Origin of the sequence: Chryseobacterium suipulveris, from assembly GCF_022811685.1 — a bacterium.
Lineage (GTDB): Bacteria > Bacteroidota > Bacteroidia > Flavobacteriales > Weeksellaceae > Kaistella > Kaistella suipulveris.
This window is the reverse complement of sequence record NZ_CP094532.1, coordinates 1,800,247-1,817,611: the sequence shown is the minus strand read 5'-3', so window position 1 is coordinate 1,817,611 and position 17,365 is coordinate 1,800,247. Positions and strand designations below refer to the sequence as shown.

The 17,365-nt window shown below is 38.2% G+C and carries 14 protein-coding genes, 1 pseudogene and 1 CRISPR repeat array (1 of these 16 cut by a window edge); all 15 genes and pseudogenes read left to right on the top strand.

Annotated elements, in window-relative coordinates; translation table 11 throughout:
• Positions 1–32 precede the first annotated feature (32 nt).
• The 15 genes and pseudogenes from MTP09_RS08590 to cas2 all read left to right on the top strand — a co-directional run bounded on the left by MTP09_RS08590 (position 33) and on the right by cas2 (position 15,340).
• Positions 33–1,805 carry an aminopeptidase P family protein gene (locus tag MTP09_RS08590; protein WP_243547939.1) on the top strand — a complete coding sequence of 591 codons (1,773 nt, stop codon included), beginning with the start codon at positions 33–35 and terminating at the stop codon, positions 1,803–1,805.
• Between the two features lie 70 nt (positions 1,806–1,875).
• Complete coding sequence (gene mnmE / locus MTP09_RS08585; protein ID WP_243547938.1) at positions 1,876–3,264, top strand: tRNA uridine-5-carboxymethylaminomethyl(34) synthesis GTPase MnmE; 1,389 nt, start codon at positions 1,876–1,878, stop codon at positions 3,262–3,264.
• Positions 3,265–3,691: 427 nt separating this feature from the next.
• Entirely contained in the window at positions 3,692–4,537 is an 846-nt protein-coding gene (locus MTP09_RS08580) for a tyrosine-type recombinase/integrase (RefSeq protein ID WP_243547936.1), read from the top strand.
• Positions 4,538–4,852: 315 nt separating this feature from the next.
• Positions 4,853–5,035: a hypothetical protein gene (locus MTP09_RS08575; protein WP_243547935.1), complete on the top strand. Its 183-nt coding sequence runs from the start codon at positions 4,853–4,855 to the stop codon at positions 5,033–5,035.
• 250 nt (positions 5,036–5,285) lie between these two features.
• Entirely contained in the window at positions 5,286–5,657 is a 372-nt protein-coding gene (locus tag MTP09_RS08570) for a hypothetical protein (RefSeq protein ID WP_243547933.1), read from the top strand.
• A gap of 838 nt (positions 5,658–6,495) precedes the next feature.
• A pseudogene (locus MTP09_RS08565) lies at positions 6,496–6,759 on the top strand (transposase); the annotation flags it as partial.
• A 106-nt stretch (positions 6,760–6,865) separates the two neighbouring features.
• A complete protein-coding gene (locus tag MTP09_RS08560) occupies positions 6,866–7,582 on the top strand; it encodes a CRISPR-associated endoribonuclease Cas6 (RefSeq protein WP_243547931.1) in 717 nt (238 codons plus the stop codon).
• 113 nt (positions 7,583–7,695) lie between these two features.
• Positions 7,696–8,364: a CRISPR-associated endoribonuclease Cas6 gene (gene cas6 / locus MTP09_RS08555; protein ID WP_243547929.1), complete on the top strand. Its 669-nt coding sequence runs from the start codon at positions 7,696–7,698 to the stop codon at positions 8,362–8,364.
• Positions 8,365–8,367: 3 nt separating this feature from the next.
• The gene (locus tag MTP09_RS08550; RefSeq protein WP_243547927.1) at positions 8,368–8,961 is read left to right on the top strand and encodes a hypothetical protein; all 594 of its coding nucleotides are present in this window, start codon (positions 8,368–8,370) and stop codon (positions 8,959–8,961) included.
• Entirely contained in the window at positions 8,945–11,119 is a 2,175-nt protein-coding gene (cas3, locus tag MTP09_RS08545; RefSeq protein WP_243547926.1) for a CRISPR-associated helicase Cas3', read from the top strand. Before MTP09_RS08550 ends, cas3 begins: the two co-directional genes overlap by 17 nt.
• Position 11,120: 1 nt before the next feature.
• The gene (locus MTP09_RS08540) at positions 11,121–12,431 is read left to right on the top strand and encodes a hypothetical protein (RefSeq protein WP_243547924.1); all 1,311 of its coding nucleotides are present in this window, start codon (positions 11,121–11,123) and stop codon (positions 12,429–12,431) included.
• Between the two features lie 15 nt (positions 12,432–12,446).
• Entirely contained in the window at positions 12,447–13,514 is a 1,068-nt protein-coding gene (locus MTP09_RS08535) for a hypothetical protein (RefSeq protein ID WP_243547922.1), read from the top strand.
• A 29-nt stretch (positions 13,515–13,543) separates the two neighbouring features.
• A complete protein-coding gene (gene cas4, locus MTP09_RS08530; RefSeq protein WP_243547920.1) occupies positions 13,544–14,071 on the top strand; it encodes a CRISPR-associated protein Cas4 in 528 nt (175 codons plus the stop codon).
• Positions 14,071–15,075 carry a type I-B CRISPR-associated endonuclease Cas1b gene (cas1b, locus tag MTP09_RS08525; RefSeq protein ID WP_243547918.1) on the top strand — a complete coding sequence of 335 codons (1,005 nt, stop codon included), beginning with the start codon at positions 14,071–14,073 and terminating at the stop codon, positions 15,073–15,075. Before cas4 ends, cas1b begins: the two co-directional genes overlap by 1 nt.
• A 1-nt stretch (position 15,076) precedes the next feature.
• Positions 15,077–15,340, top strand: coding sequence for a CRISPR-associated endonuclease Cas2 (gene cas2, locus MTP09_RS08520; RefSeq protein ID WP_263008864.1), 264 nt, complete (start codon positions 15,077–15,079; stop codon positions 15,338–15,340).
• A gap of 206 nt (positions 15,341–15,546) precedes the next feature.
• A CRISPR array of direct repeats spans positions 15,547–17,365; the repeat unit is 30 nt; unit sequence CTTTTAATCGAACCAATCTGGAATTGAAAT; it runs 7,138 nt beyond the window's last position.

Genomic DNA, 17,365 nt, shown 5'->3' with positions numbered 1-17,365 from the left:
ATTTCTTTGTAAATTCACAAAAAATTTCAGGTATGACTTCTTCACAAAAAATATCGGCGCTCCGCCAAAAAATGTCAGAAAACAATATCGACGCTTTCATCGTCTTTTCGGCAGATCCTCACATGAGCGAGTATCTTCCCGACGAGTGGCAGGAAAGGTCGTGGCTTTCAGGTTTTACCGGTTCTGCTGGATTCGTGGTGGTGACCAAAAACAATGCGGCTTTGTGGACCGACGGAAGATATTTCGTACAGGCGCCGATCGAGCTCGAAGGTTCAGGAATTGTACTGATGAAGGACGGTATGGAAGGAACACCCAACTATATCGACTGGATCATTTCTGAAACGCCGGAAAAAGGAACCGTTGCTGTAAATGCTTTGGCGACTTCCAACTCCAACTGGGAATTGCTGACTGAGAAGCTTTCGGCAAAAGGTAGAAAATTGGTGGATTTACCATTGCTAAAGGAGATCTGGACAAACAGAAATCCCAATGCGAAAAAGAACCCGGTTTTCGTGCATCCCATCGAAAGAGCAGGAAGATCAGTAACAGATAAACTCTTCGACATCCGTAATAAGATGGAGGAAATGGGAGCTTCCACCCACATTATTTCAAGTTTGGACGATGTAGCGTGGACTTTAAATTTAAGGGGAAGCGATGTTCAGGCAAACCCGGTGTTCTTAGGGTATATCGTTTTAACAAAAGACACGGCTGAACTTTTTGTAGATACAGAAAAACTCGACGACCACGCCAGAAAACAGATGTACGATTCCTTCGTGAAGGTGCGTCCGTACGACGAATTCTTTACCGCTTTGAAACAAATAAAGAATCAAGCCATCCTCATTTCGCCAAACAGCAACCAATCGATTTTTGAGCATCTCAAAACCGACAATACCTTTATCAAAGCACCTGTTCCCGGCAATCTGATGAAAGCCATTAAGAACGAAACCGAACTCGAAGGTTTCAGAACGGTGATGCAGCGCGATGGTGTGGCGATGGTGAAGTTCCTGTACTGGCTCACTCATCAAGCTGGAAAAGAAGCGATGACCGAATATTCCATCGGGAAGAAACTTCGTAGTTTCCGTGCGGAAGGCAAAAACTTTGTGGGCGAAAGTTTCGGTTCCATCGTCGGCTATCTGGAAAACGGTGCCATCATGCATTACTCGGCGAAAAGCGAGGGAAGCAAGGAAGTGACCAATGCGTCATCTATCCTCGTCGATTCCGGCGGACAGTATCTGGAAGGAACTACGGACATTACCAGAACTTTGGCTTTGGGAGCAGTTTCCGATGAGTTCAAGCGTAATTGTACGTTAGCTTTAAAAGGAATGATCCAACTCTCAATGGTGAAATTCCCGAAAGGAACGAGGGGAGTGCAGCTCGACGCATTTGCGAGAATGGCGTTGTGGAAAGAGGCAAAAGACTACAACCACGGAACGGGACACGGTGTGGGAAGCTTTATGAACGTGCACGAAGGTCCGCAAAATATCAGAAAGGATATGAACTTCCAGGATCTGATTCCGGGAATGGTGGTTTCCAACGAGCCGGGATTCTATTTCGACTACCACTACGGAATCCGCCACGAAAATCTGATCGCTGTGAAAGAATGGAAGAAAACCGACTTCGGAAGTTTCTACGAATTCGAAACCTTGACGATCTGTCCGTTCGACCGCAATGTGATCGAGGTTTCCCTTCTCACCGAACCAGAAAAAGAATGGCTGAACAACTACCACCAATGGTGCAAGGAAAAACTCGAAAACGATCTGGAGGGCGAAGTAAGGGATTGGTTTTTGGAGCAGGTGAAACCAATTTAAAGTATATTTCTAAAAAATATGAACCTTCAGGATGGAAAGTCCAGGAGGTTTTTTTGTGTAAATTTGCCAAATGAACAACGACACAATCTGCGCATTAGCAACTGCCAACGGAATCGGCGCGATCGGGATTATCAGGGTTTCTGGAGAGCGCTCTTTTAAAATCGTGGATAAAGTTTTTCAGGGTAAAAACCTTGAAAAAGTGAAATCTCATTCAGTTCATTATGGCTTCATTAAAGATGAAAACGAAGTTATCGATGAGGTGATGGTTTCAGTTTTTCATTCGCCAAAAACCTTTACCACAGAGAATTCTGTTGAAATTTCGTTTCACGGATCGCCGCATATTGCCAAAAAAATTCTGGAAGTTTTAATAAAAAACGGGGCGAGAATGGCGAAAGCGGGTGAGTTTACGATGCGCGCGTTCATGAACGGAAGGATCGACCTGAGTCAGGCAGAATCGATTGCGGATCTGATCGCGTCCGAAAATGAAGCTTCGAGGAAAGTCGCTTTAAATCAGTTGAAAGGCGGGATTTCTAACGAGATTTCTAATCTCCGTGGAGATTTGCTCAACTTTACTTCATTGGTTGAACTCGAACTTGATTTCGCGGAGGAAGACGTGGAGTTTGCAGACCGTTCCGCTCTGAATAAGCTTTTAAATAAAATCGAGGATAAACTTTCGTCACTAATCGACAGCTTCCAGTACGGAAACGCCATCAAAAATGGGGTAGATGTCGCCATTATCGGAAAACCCAACGCAGGAAAATCTACGTTACTGAATGCTTTATTAAAGGAAGAAAGAGCCATCGTTTCGGATATTGCGGGAACGACGCGCGACACGATCGAGGAAATTCTGCATATTAAAGGTACAGCCTTCCGTTTCATCGATACTGCTGGAATCCGTGAAACAACGGATAAAATCGAGGCCATCGGTGTTCAAAAAGCCAAAGAAAAAATTTCCACAGCGAAAATTCTTCTTTACCTATATGACGAGTTCGACAGTGAACCGCATGAAGTCATCGATTTTGTAAAAACCTTTTGGCGTGAAGACTTGAAAATCATTCTTCTGCACAATAAGATCGACCTTTCGGGAGGTTATTTTGAAAATGATTTTGACAAAAAAGTGAAAGCCGAACTGTTCCCAAAATTTACCAATTCCATTATTGGCGTTTCCGCCAAAGAAGGCACTTCCGTAGAAGCCATCAAAAATGAACTGGTGGAATACATCGAGGACATCAAAACCTCTGAAAACACGGTCATTACCAATCAAAGGCATTACGAGTCCCTACAAAAATCTTTGGAATCTGTAAAGCGTGTAAAATCTGCCATCTCCCAAAGTTTCCACACCGAACTTTTGGCTTACGAACTTCGTTACGCTTTGGAACACCTCGGTGAGATTTCCGGGGAGTTTACGAACGACGAGGTTTTGGGGAATATTTTTTCGAAGTTTTGTATCGGAAAGTGATTACCTTGCACTTGATTAGTTAACGCCTTCATTTATTGCATTTTATATAAATTTTCCTTCCTGTTTCTGTTGCTTATTTGCACTTTTTTACTTTTGTTTCTGTATTGTTGTTGCTAACAACAAAATTGTTTCTAGCAACAAACCTTGAAAACAGCCTGACAGCAACAAAAATCACAAGATATGAAAGTCACTTTACGAGAACGCAACCAAGGAGGAAAAACCAGTCTGTATCTGGATTTACCATAAAGGTAAACGCAAACTGGAATAGTTGAAACTCTATCTGAATCCAAATGCTAAAACAAAGGAGGAGAAGGATTTGAATAAAAAAACCTTGCAACTTGCAGAAAGTGTAAGAGCCAAAAGGCAAATTGAAATCCAGAACGGAGTGTATGGCTTCCAGGACAGTGAGAAACTAAAAGCCAGTGCATTGGATTATATTAAAAAACTTGCTGACAAAAAGCAGGACAGCAGTGGCAACCACGGGAATTGGATTTCAATGTATAAACATCTTGTGAAGTATACCAATGGACATCTTTTGTTTGAAAATTTAGATCGTGATTTTGTTGAAGGGTTTAAAGATTATCTTGTTGGTGCAGAAACAAAGTCTGAAGGCGTTAAACTTTCCCAGAATTCTAAATACTCCTACTTCAATAAATTTAAAGCGGCTTTAAAGCAAGCGGTAAGAGATAGAATATTACCAACCAATCCAGGTGAAGACGTTGATGGCTTCAAACAGGGAGAACCGCAACGGGAATACTTAAGTTTGGAAGAACTTAAAGCAGTCGCCAAAACAGAGTGTGAAATTCCTGTAATGAAAACCGCTTTTCTGTTTTCTGCGCTTACAGGTTTGCGGTGGTCTGATTGCCAAAAATTGGTATGGTCCGAAATTCAGTTTTCAAATGAATTGGGAAATCATATCAGATTCATTCAGAAGAAAACCAAAGGAGCAGAAACACTTCCAATTTCTGAACAGGCAGTTGGATTGTTGGGAGAACGCAGTGAAACGGACGAAAGAGTTTTTGTAAATTTAAGATATTCTGCGTGGTATAACCTGAAATTGCAACAATGGATGATGGCTGCAGGCATCCATAGAACCATAACTTTTCACTGTGCTCGTCATACATACGCTACCTTGCAGTTAGCAGCAGGAACCGACATTTATACGGTTTCAAAACTTCTTGGGCACAGAGAACTGAGAACAACGCAGATTTATGCAAAAGTTATTGATTCAAAAAAGATTGAAGCCGCTAACAAGATAAAATTAGATTTATGAGTTTTGAATTCAAATCCTTTAATAACATAGTCGGTGACTATTTGCGGCCTTGGATTGATAGTAATATTTCTGAATCTAAGTTTGAACAGGATCTCACAGAGTTGCCAAAAAATAGAATCAAACAAAAAACAACCAATCAATCTACACATGAAAAAATTAACCAATTTCTCTGTAGGCTGTTCTTTTGCTTTTCCTGCTCCTTTCTAGTTTCTCACAGTTATTTTAAGAACATCAGTTTAATAAAATAATTGTTGAATAAAAACTTCTGAATGATGAAGCTTAAAAACATGGAAAAAAGTGAAAGAGAAATTAATTATGGACGCAGTAGACGTTCATGCCGTTACCCACTACAGCATCGGCCACTGTAGAAGAATCTTGAGAAAAATTAAAAGTTCAAAGGCAAAACTCAAACATCAGAAAGTCACCGTAGAGGAAGTTTCTGAGTATCTGGGCATCAGCTCTGAACAGATCCGGAATGTCTTACAGAAAACCGGCTGAAAATAATGCTGATAAAAAAGGCTGCCCCAAAAATGAGGCAGCCTTTTTTTAAGTGCTGTATGGAGAGAGATTATTTACCCGCAAGAATTTGAAGTTCCAGGTCTACCCCCGCTCACACGCGATTGCATCGCGTGACATTCCATGACAAACCTCCGTATGATTATACCGGCTGCACAAAAATCAAAAAAGAAAACACTAGCGCCGGTACTTTTAGGAAAAAATTGTATTTTTGAAGATAAAAATTTTATGCATGAAACACAAATATTTGCGTTTAGGAGCGATAGCGCTCTTGCTTTTCTTTGGAAACATGGTGAAATCCCAAAGCAATAATGGGGCGCCAAAAATGGGTAAATACGGCTGTACGGTTGCCAAATACAGCGGCGGGTCTTATCAGTATATTCCCAAAGGTTCTTTTACCTTAAAAAAAGACGGCACCTATACCTATGCCGGATTTGAAAAGCCCAGCAATGGTAAGTTTACGGTGGATGAAAAGGGGAATCTCCACTTTAAAGGCGGTTACCTGAATGACGGGACGGCTGAAAAAATTGACCGGCCCAATAAATTTTTTCTGGTATTTCCTACCATTCCGGATCATCGGTGGACTTGCGGTTTGGTGCAATAGGCGGTTGATGGGTTGATGTGGCGATGCGGAGATGGGTTGATGGGTTGATGGGTTGATGTGGCGATGTGGTGATGGGTTGATGTGGTGATTGGTCGATGTGGTGATGTGGTGATTGGTTGATGTGGTGATGAGGGAGGCAGGTTACAACTTTTGGATAGCGGGATTAAAACAGGGTCGCTGTGCCTTCGATGTTGGTGAGGTTTTCTGCTTCCAGCGGCGGATCGTATTCGGGGTACAGGAAATATTCGACCGGAATGTCATCGAGCCATGTATATTGGTTTTGTTTCTGACGATGGAACTAAGGTGGCAAACAGTCTTTATTTAGCTCAGTAACGGTTGCTTAGACCGATTAAATATTCTTGTTAGAAACCGCTTCAAAATTGGAGCGGTTTTTTATTTTTCATAACTTCGTATTTTGCCCTTGATTTGATGTTAACTGCCTATATTAGAGGGTTTTTGTTGCTAATTTGTTTCTATGAAAACTGCAATGCGCTGTTAATCAAATCACTGATATGGGCAAGTTTTGTATCGGTAAATAAATAGAATTTTCTTTGATTTCTATTGCTTTCTTTTATTTGATTATCAATAATTTACATAGATTTTATTTTCTCATATAAGAGTTTGTTTGTGCTTTTGTGATTACATTTGACCACACGAATCTGAAATTTGGTACAACTGTACTAATTATGAAGATTACACTGAAACAAAGAAAGTTAAAGGACGGAAAGATAAATCTATCTATTGAATTTTATCGAGGTTCTGAGATTTCTAGCGATGGAAAAAGAAGACATCTAAGGGATTTGAAAATCTTAAAATTTATATCTTCGAAAAGCCAAGTAACATCCAATTGGAAACGACCAAAAGAAAAAATCAGAAGGATTATAAGCCGCAGTTTTTCCAATTCAAAAAATACAGGAAAAGAATTGAGACGCTCTTTTCCCAACTTTGCGACCAGTTCATGATTAGAAGGAATTATGCGAAAACGTTTGAAGGGTTTAAGACAAGAATATTGGCGGAAATCACGACGTTGACAGCCATCCAATATCTAAACAAATTTGTGTTTAACAGAAACATTAACAACTTAAAAATAAATCTCGTTTGATAATGCACTGTGAGTTTAAATATTATAATTTATTTGTTTATGGAAAGAAATAAGAAAAGTTATAACTTTGGGAGACAGGTACGCGTCATAAATCAAAACATTTCCTATGAGATTTAAAATTACCTTGTTTGCAAAGGGCAAGCAACTGCCCATAAATTATCAATATCCCTTGTCTGCGGCTATTTATAAAATTATTGACAAAGCTGATAAAGACTATGCGGAATTTCTGCACGAGACGGGATATGGTAAAGGATTTAAGCTGTTTTGTTTTTCGGATTTAAGGGGAAAATTTAAGGCAGAAGGCGACCGATTCAATTTGCAAAACGATACAATTTCTTTTGAAATTTCTTTCCATTTGCCGGAAGCATCGCAGAATTTTATTAAGGGTTTATTTATGAGTCAGCAGATGGATATTGCGGATAAGAAGAGCCGTGTTTCCGGTATTGTGCAGACCGTGGAAACCTTGCCTAATCCATTTGCCGGTAAAAAAGACCACGAAATAGTTCAAGCAAAATTTGAAACCGCATCGGCTTGCGTGGCGGGGAGTAAAAATGAAAAAGACAATTATGAGTTTTTAGCGCCTACCGATCCGCGTTTTGCTGAAAGCCTGCTATATAATTGGAAGGAGAAAATAAAATCGGTACTTCCTGATGTGGATATTGCGCAGCAAATGCTTTCTATTGAAGTAAAACTATTTGATAAGCTACCTAAATCGCGATTGATGACGATAAAAGCCGACACGCCCGCCGAAACCAAAATCCGTGGTTTTACCGATTTCGGGTTGGAAGTGATTGGGGAGAAGCGGTTTGTAGAGTTGTTGTAAAATTCCAAACGGTGCGATTAAAATAAAAGCTCAAAGTGATTTTTTAAATTCTAAAAGTTCAAAATGATTTGGCAAATTTAAAAATAAAATCTAAATTTGAAAAAAAATAGACGATGAGGCTTCATATAAAACTTACTAAAAATACTGAAATAATACCGTTCAATTATCAAAAATTGCTTACGGGATGCGTGCATAAATGGATTGGTGAAAACAATTCTCAGCACGGAATTGTAAGTCTGTATTCATTTTCATGGCTTCAAAATGTAAAACCATCTCAAAAGGGATTGAATCTAACTCGCGACTCGCATATGTTTTTCAGTTTTCATGAAAGTGAGTTGGCAAAAGAAGTAATCAAAGGAATTTTGAAGTCTCCCGAAATGTTTTGCGGAATTAAAGTAAGAGATGTCTTGATTCAAGATACGCCCGAATTTTTTGATCATGAAAGGTTTTACATTACAAGTCCAATTTTAATTAAGAGAAGATTGGAGGATGGAAATGAAAAGCATTATACTTACGAAGACGAGGAATCGGATGAATTGATGACAACAACCTTGAAGACAAAACTTAGAGAGGCGGGAATGGATGATGAAGGTGTGCGTGTTTACTTTGATAAAGAATATTCGAACCCTAAAACCAAGATCATTTCCTATGGTAAAATTAGGAATAAAGCTAATATTTGTCCGGTATTTATAGAGGGAGCACCTGAGCAAATCGCATTTGCATGGAATGTAGGCCTTGGAAACAGTACGGGAGTAGGATTTGGTTCAATTGAAAAATATTAGATTATGGAGAAAACAATATACGTTGTAAAATATTCCGGTCCTTTTGGTTTTATCAAACCTTGGACAGCTGTACGAGATAGTGAAACCTTTTCACAACAGTTTCTAACGCCATCTATTGTTGAAGGAATTGAAAAAAAGTTGTTTCCCGAATTGCTTAATGAAGTTGGGATAAAAAAGATTGTCGGGCATAGGTTGAATTATTGCAGTATTGATATTCAACAAGAAAGAACGTGGGCAAAAGGTGGCTTTTCATTTTCTAAAGAGAAAGGTGTCTATAAAACAAACCTTGGAATTTTAAAAAGAGGTGTAATGATTGAGCCAAATTTATACTTGGCGTTTAATCATATTTCTGATGCTGAAAAAGCAAATACTCAATCTATTTGTTTATGCCGAAACGAAGATATATTGCACCCGGAATGGATGCAGGATATGCCCATGGAGGAATTTGAAAATATTGGAGGTTTTGAATTAATTTGGGGTAAATCAGTTAAGAACGGCTTTAAGGTTGGGCATAATAGGTTTGATAGTGCTTCGGAAATGTTTGGTGAATTAAAAATTGTAGGCAATCCAATTCGTACTTATGATAAAATTAGCTGACATCTATGCTAAGAGTATTCATTATGGAGGAACATCTTTATTAAATCATACAAAAGATGTTGTAAATGCGATTGAGTTGTTTGCAGAACAATTAGATTATCCGTTTGATATTGAGTTGGCTAAAAAAGGTGCTGTTTTGCACGATATAGGAAAGGCGCATCCACATTTTAGAAGTCGAATATCAGAGTATAATCATGATTCTCTATTAAAGAAGCGACACTTCGAAAGCATTACACATCGTCATGAAATTAGTTCTTTGGCTTTTTTGAGTGCATTTCCTGAGGAAGAATGGGATGCGTTAATTGACATGGTTGTAGGCCATCATAAATCCGTTCAAAATGATAGCAAAAGAAAGGGTATTTTGGATATTTCAACGGATGAGCGTGATTGGGCAAGTAATCATTTATTGGATTGGGATGAATGGTGGGAATGTGGAAAAGAGCTTTTAGAAAGTTTTGGTTATAATTGTCCGGAAATATCAAAAGAAAACGCTACCGAGTCTTTACAATATGTACGAAAATATTGTCAGCAAAAGAAAACAGGCTGGTCGCCATGGAGAGGTTTATTAAAAGCCGCCGATCATTTTGCCTCAGCTTTTAATGAAAAGACAAGCGAGCAATTAGATTCTTTGTTTGAAAAGCCAAATCTATCTTTTTACTATGGGAGTGACAGAAGGTCGGAACTATATCCACTTTCTTTAATAGATACAAGTGATGCCCGCTTACATACAATTGTTATTGCGCCTACAGGAGCAGGCAAAACAGATTTTTTGATGAAAAGATGTAAGGGACGTATATTTTATACATTACCTTTTCAAGCTTCAATCAATGCTATGTATCAACGGTTCAAAAAAGTAGTTCCGAACAAAGATATTCGATTGTTACATGCAACTTCCGAAATAGTTGTGAAAAGAGAAGGAGGCAAGAATTATGTTGATGAACAAATTTTACAACCGCTTGCAGGTTCGTCCATCAAGGTTCTTACTCCACATCAGATTGCTTCCATTGTATTTGGAATTAGGGGGTTTGAAACAGCAATGTTAGACATTAAGGGTTGCGATGTTATTCTTGATGAAATACATACTTATTCAGACTTTTCGCAAGCAATGGTTTTGGAAGTTATCAAAGCTTTAAAATATCTTGAATGTAGAATACATATTGGCACAGCTACAATGCCTACATTGCTTTATAAAAAATTGATAGAAATTCTTGGAAGTAGTGAAAATGTGTACGAAGTGAAGTTGTCAGATGCTGAGTTGGAAAAGTTTAATAGACATAAGGTTTATAAGCATTCTGCTGATTATGATATTTCTGAATTAATTAATCTGGCAATCGAAAATAAGGAAAAGTTACTTATCATTTATAATACCGTAAAGGGTGCGCAACAAGCGTTTAAAAAAATAGAAGAAAATTATCCAAGCGTTCCGAAAATGCTTATTCATAGTCGTTTTAAAAGAGGTTTGAGGGTAAATCTTGAGAATAATTTAAAGGAGTTTTATAATGGTACGAAAGATAATGTTGGATTTAAACCCTGCATTGTGGTTTCTACACAAGTTGTAGAAGTTAGTTTAGATATAAGCTTTGATCGAATGATAACACAATGCGCACCTTTGGATGCCCTAATTCAAAGATTTGGCAGAGTAAACAGATATAGGTCTGAAAAAAATATCGGGAAACTTAAGTCTGTGCATGTTATTGAACCCAAAGGAAATGTCTTGCCATATAAGTTAGATATTTTACAAAAAAGTTTTAGTGCTCTTCCTGAAAATGGTGCCGTGTTGGAAGAATGCAGTTTACAGGAAGGGATTGATCTGGTGTATGATGTTTTCGACATGAAAGAAATCGATATTCATCTAAAATTTATTGATAATCAGATTGTGCTAAAAGAACTGACCGATTGCAAAAAATCAGTACTTATTGAAGCACTCGAAATCGAGGGAGCAACATGTATTTTGGAAGCAGACCGAGAAAAATACTTATTAAGCAATTGGGAACAACGAATAGAATTTGAAATACCAGTAAACTGGAAAACCCTTCGCGGTTATGTAAAAGAGTACGAGCAGTTGGAAGTTGGCAGTCGCCCTTTTGTAGTTCCACAAAAGGAGGAAATGCACGAAAAATATGGTTTAGAATTAGTTGAACACGAAAATATTTGGTAAAATGTACACAAGTTATATTGGCAAAAAATTTTTGGAATTATACAACAAAAAGGAAAATAAGAATTATTCTGCTGAGGAGTTTTTTAATGGTGAGTTTTTTCCTTTATTCTTTCATGATGATTCACATCTGATGCATGTTGGAAATTCCCCGTTCTTTCAAAAACCCAAAGCAGAGGATGTAGAAAAACATGGAGGAAAGGCAAAAGCTCAATTAGCAAACTTACATCAATCAATTTTAAATGATGTGCCTAATATGTCAATATTTGTGGGCTATGCTGCAAAAGATGTTGGTGGTACAACATCAGGACAATTGTCGAGTATTGATGTTGCTGTTGATTCGGAAGAGATGTATGCATCATGGATTGGACAAGCATTTGGTATTGGAGTAAGTGGTGGTTATGTAATGTTGATTGATAATGAGGATTTGATGTTCACAATTTACAATGGTTGGACGCAGTATAGAAAGTTTTTGAAAACGCCCAATGTAAAAGATAAACAAATTGAAACATGGAATGGGCAGTGGGTTAGTTATTGTTTCAGTGATGACTTTAATGCATCGAATCCTGGTGCAGGATTGCAAATTGAAACAGCAGAAGTGCAAGGTAATACTGCAATTCCTACAAAACAATGGTCAGAAGTGATATTTTATCTGTCAAAAAAGTATTCAAAAGAAAAGGATCTAATTGCTTATTCATATAACCTGTCGCAAACCAATACTACCCTTGGATTTATAAAAATATTTTTACACGAGATTACAGAAATGTATGAATTGAGGGATAAACTTTTTATTGATAAGGAGGATACAATCTTAACAGATAAAGAAATAATAAAACTTGGAACGTTTTATAATTTCAAAGCCGCATGTCAAACGGGAATGATTGGCTTAAAAGCATTGGAGCCTGCTAAATTAAGAGAGTATATGCCGAAAGGCTCTGTGTTATATGCGCAAGGAAAAGAACTCAAATTTGCAAACGAAGAATCATATCAATATTATCAACTCTATAAAATTTGGATTACCGCTATGCTAAACAAAACCGATTTACTGCATTTGGCAGAAAAAATAGCCGAAGTATTATTAAAATTTGAAAAGGAAGATGAGCGAGGCAAGAAAGTTCATGCTACAATTTCAGCAGATATTCGAGAATCGAGATCCTTGGTCAAATTCATTGAGAATATTTCAGAATTGATGGATAAGACAGATTCTGATAAAGAACTATTCAAAAGTGTAGTAGAAGAAGTGCTGAAAATGCCTTCTGACAATTTTCCGCTTTTTATCACATTAATAAGATTTGAGTATAATTTTCAAAAATAATAAAACATCAAAATCATGAGTAATAATCCATTTATTTATTTGCGTGGTCTGCGCAGAGCAGAGCATACTGTATTTGCTGTCAATGATGGTCAAAAATTTTATTACGATCCACAGTTTGGATATAAAATGGCCTATTCAAGTGGACAACAAGTTAAGCGATCTGTAATCGAAGCATTAAATTTGCCATTTGCAGCAATTACTTTTAATTGGGAAATCGATAAAAAGGATAACAAGGCAAGTCAAAAAGAGCCGCATTCTCCTTGCGACCCTACGTTTCCAGACCAATTGCTTGGCGGTTATATGAAAGCGGAATCAGGTGCAGGAACGGTAAAGCGTAGAAGCCCTTTATCAATTTCAGCAATGCGTCCTCTACATCCTTTATTGGGTGGTATAGAATCTCCTACAGAGAATCTTTCTTTTGATCGTACTTCACATCCCGAACATCATCATGTAAATGTTTTTTGGGTTGAGAAAAATAAAAGAGGCGCAAAATTAACTGAAGAAGAACTAACCGAGTGGTTAACTACAAATCAAAGAACATTGCCCAATCGTGCTTTTATTCAAGATCAAACCAGAGCAAGTGGATTATTTGTGTACGACATTGCTATTGACTTAAGAACATTGTTTTGTGTATCTACCAATAAACTTGAGCCTGAATTATTCCCTGAAATTGAAGAGAAGTTAAGAAATGCAGGTTGGGTTGAGGGTGAAAATATTTTTGGTAAATGCCTGATTTGCCCAAAAGAAGAAAGGGAAAAGATAATTCCCGCTTTGGCAAAAGCATTAATTAATTGGCGGATAACTTCAAACCAATCAAGAACGTTTAGTTTGATGGACACCTTGGCGATTGCAATTAGTGATAACGCAAACCAATTGGCATATTCTATTCGTGGCGAACTGCGTGAAGACAAGGATAGACCGACAGCTACGCCAAGAATAGATGAAACGGCAAAAGCAGATTTATTTGTAACACCGATTGCAAATGCATATATATCAGGTGCTGTTGGTTTTGCCGATGCCCTTGAACAAGCCGAGCAAAAACTGATTGATTTATTGATGGCTTTCGATTACGAAAACCAATAAAATATAAGCGGCTGTGTGCCGCTTTCTTTATGCACCTCATTGCCACACATATCAACTACTATATTGTTTGCCCGCGCAAGCTTTGGCTTTTTGCAAACGGCATCAATATGGAGCACACTTCCGACACCGTTTATGACGGGAAATTGCTTCATGAAACAAGCTATCCGCAGCGGGCGGAAAAATATAATGAGATTGAGGTTTCGGCAAGTTTTGATGGAATAGACTTGTCGGGAAAAATAGATTTTTACGATGCCAAAAATAAAATCATCCACGAAACCAAACGCAGCGATAAGGTGGAGGAAGCGCACGAGTGGCAGGTGAAATTTTACATTTGGTTACTGGAGCTGAATGGCATTGAGGGCGTAACCGCAACTTTGGAATATCCCAAATTGCGAAGGACGGACGAGGTGTTGCTTTCTCAAACCGACCGGTTATTTTTGCAGGAAACCGTGCAGAAAGTAAAATCCCTTATCGAAGCTGAACTTTGCCCGCCAAAGATCAATGCGAAGATTTGTAAAAGCTGCAGTTATTATGAGTTGTGCTATATCGAAGAATAATGAAAAAATCCTACTACCTTTTTAATCCCGGGAGACTGAGCCGGAAGGACAATACCCTGAAATTTGTGCCTACAGATGAAGAGGGGAGAGAAGGCATGCCGAAATACATCCCCGTGGAAGGCGTGAAAAACCTTTACTGCTTTGGCGCTCTCGATGCCAATTCTGCGATGTATAACTTCTTGGGCAAAAACCAGATTTCAGTTCATTTCTTCGATTATTACGAGCATTACACGGGCAGCTTTATGTCCAAGGATTATCTATTGAGCGGGAAGGTGCTGATACAGCAGGTGGGGCATTATACCAACAAAAAGAAGCGCGCCGCCATTGCCCGAAAATTGGTGGAGGGAGCGGCCTTCAATATGACCAAAAATTTAAAATATTATAGCAGCAGGAGCAAAAACTGCGAAGTTCAGATTACCAAAATCAGCGAGTTGTCCCAATCTTTGGAGCAATACAACGGCATCAGCGAGATTATGGGCATCGAAGGGAATATCAGGATGACTTATTACGAGGCGTTCGATACCATCATCAATGATTTCGAGATGGGAAACCGAACCAAGCAACCGCCTTCAAATGAGGTAAATGCCCTGATTTCGTTTATGAATATGATGTGTTACACACTTTGCTTGGATCAAATTTACCATACCCAGCTCGATCCCACGGTGAGCTTTCTGCATGAGCCGGGCTTTAGGCGGTATTCCCTGGCGTTGGATCTGGCGGAAATATTCAAGCCCATTTTGGTGGACCGCACGATGTTTGCCCTGCTCAACAAGAAAGTCATCCAGAGTTCCGATTTTGATAAAAAGCTGAACCAGTGCCTTTTAAAGGAATCGGGACGAAAAAAAGTGGTGCGCGCGTGGGAAGAAAAACTGAATGAAACTATAAAGCACCGCTCGCTCGGCAGAAGCGTGAGCTATAAGCATTTGGTAAAATTAGAATGCTATAAACTTATGAAGCATATAATGGATATGGAAGAGTATCAACCTTTTAAGGCGTGGTGGTGATATGTATGTGATTTTGGTTTACGATATCAATGTAAAGCGCGTGGGCAAGATGCTCAAGTTGTGCAGGCAATATTTGAACTGGATACAGAACAGCGTTTTCGAAGGCGAGATAACGGAGGTGAAACTGAAAGAACTCGTTGAAAAAGCCAAACACATCATGGATGACGAGACGGATAGCATCATCATCTTCAAGAGCCGGCAGGAGAAATGGCTGGAAAAACAGGTTGTAGGGCTGGAAAAAAATGATTTGGACACCTTTTTATAGTTGTCGCAGAGACAGTGGAAACATGCAAAGAAGGTCTTTGACATTTACGAAAATTTATAAAACATTGAGATTCAGAAGATTGCTCTGTCGTCGATATCCAAGGTAAATCCTATGATTGGGTATCGACGATTTTTAATCAGAAAAATCACTATATTTACCAATACAAAACCTTGGAAACAAGGTTTTTATACTTGTCGAAATAACGTCTTTTAATCGAACCAATCTGGAATTGAAATATAGCTAACAATACTTGATATCTTTGCATCCTGCCTTTTAATCGAACCAATCTGGAATTGAAATAAAGATGCTTTCCGATTTGGGCGGAATTTCTTTGGATCTTTTAATCGAACCAATCTGGAATTGAAATAAATAATTCGGAATTATTAAAAACAGCAACAGGAACTTTTAATCGAACCAATCTGGAATTGAAATGCCACTAAACAGACTTGCACCGCTCGGAGCTCTAAACTTTTAATCGAACCAATCTGGAATTGAAATAAGGTAGTTTCTACATCAAAATTGGTTGTTAAAAGCTTTTAATCGAACCAATCTGGAATTGAAATCGAATGAGGACTTGCAGACATTACCAACATTGAGCTTTTAATCGAACCAATCTGGAATTGAAATCAGGAAAAACAACGGAAGAAGCAAGGTTCTTCGTTTCTTTTAATCGAACCAATCTGGAATTGAAATGATGTAGATTTAAACAAGCTGATCAGTCCGCGAACCTTTTAATCGAACCAATCTGGAATTGAAATGTCTGTTTAGTGGCTGGTTTCCTTGTGGGTTTTCGGCTTTTAATCGAACCAATCTGGAATTGAAATTGGCATTGTTCACGAGATATTAGCGCATTATTTATACTTTTAATCGAACCAATCTGGAATTGAAATTTAGAAAACCATACGCAAGAACAGCAGAAGATTTAACTTTTAATCGAACCAATCTGGAATTGAAATCAATAAGGCAGTGAATAAGCGGTAACCCGCTTTATTCTTTTAATCGAACCAATCTGGAATTGAAATATTATTCACGATCATTAGGATATTTCTATAAATACTTTTAATCGAACCAATCTGGAATTGAAATTTATCATCGAAAGTAACGTAATCATTCTGCAGACAGCTTTTAATCGAACCAATCTGGAATTGAAATAAGATTTAACGGAATATGCAGATGAGCCTATTTGGGCTTTTAATCGAACCAATCTGGAATTGAAATGCCCTGACAACACTTCGCTCCGCTCCGTTCCCCTCCTGCTTTTAATCGAACCAATCTGGAATTGAAATAATCTACCGCTCAATTTGGCACGAATTATTGAAAACTTTTAATCGAACCAATCTGGAATTGAAATTGGATTTAAAACTCTCGGTGTTTCGTCTGCAACGACTTTTAATCGAACCAATCTGGAATTGAAATTGTGTTGCTCCCTTCATTTCGGGGTCTCTCCGCTCCTTTTAATCGAACCAATCTGGAATTGAAATCTGACAGCACTGGAAAAATAAAATCGGAAAATCTCACTTTTAATCGAACCAATCTGGAATTGAAATTGTGTTGAAGACTTGATATCCTACAGTATCTGTTCTTTTAATCGAACCAATCTGGAATTGAAATTATGCAATTCCAAACTATCGAAAATAGGCAATAAAACTTTTAATCGAACCAATCTGGAATTGAAATATTGTTAAAAGGGCGATTGCTTTCTACGCATTTTCGTCTTTTAATCGAACCAATCTGGAATTGAAATTCGGAGTTGCCGATTTCAATGATTTCGATGCGGACGCTTTTAATCGAACCAATCTGGAATTGAAATATCGAACGGCGAATTCTTACTGGATGCTTCTGCCCTTTTAATCGAACCAATCTGGAATTGAAATACTACCAATCCGGAAACTCCAAAACTTTTCACCCCTTTTAATCGAACCAATCTGGAATTGAAATTCGAAAGATAAGTAATATTGTGCATAAAGCACCACATCTTTTAATCGAACCAATCTGGAATTGAAATTGGTAGAAATCTCATTGATG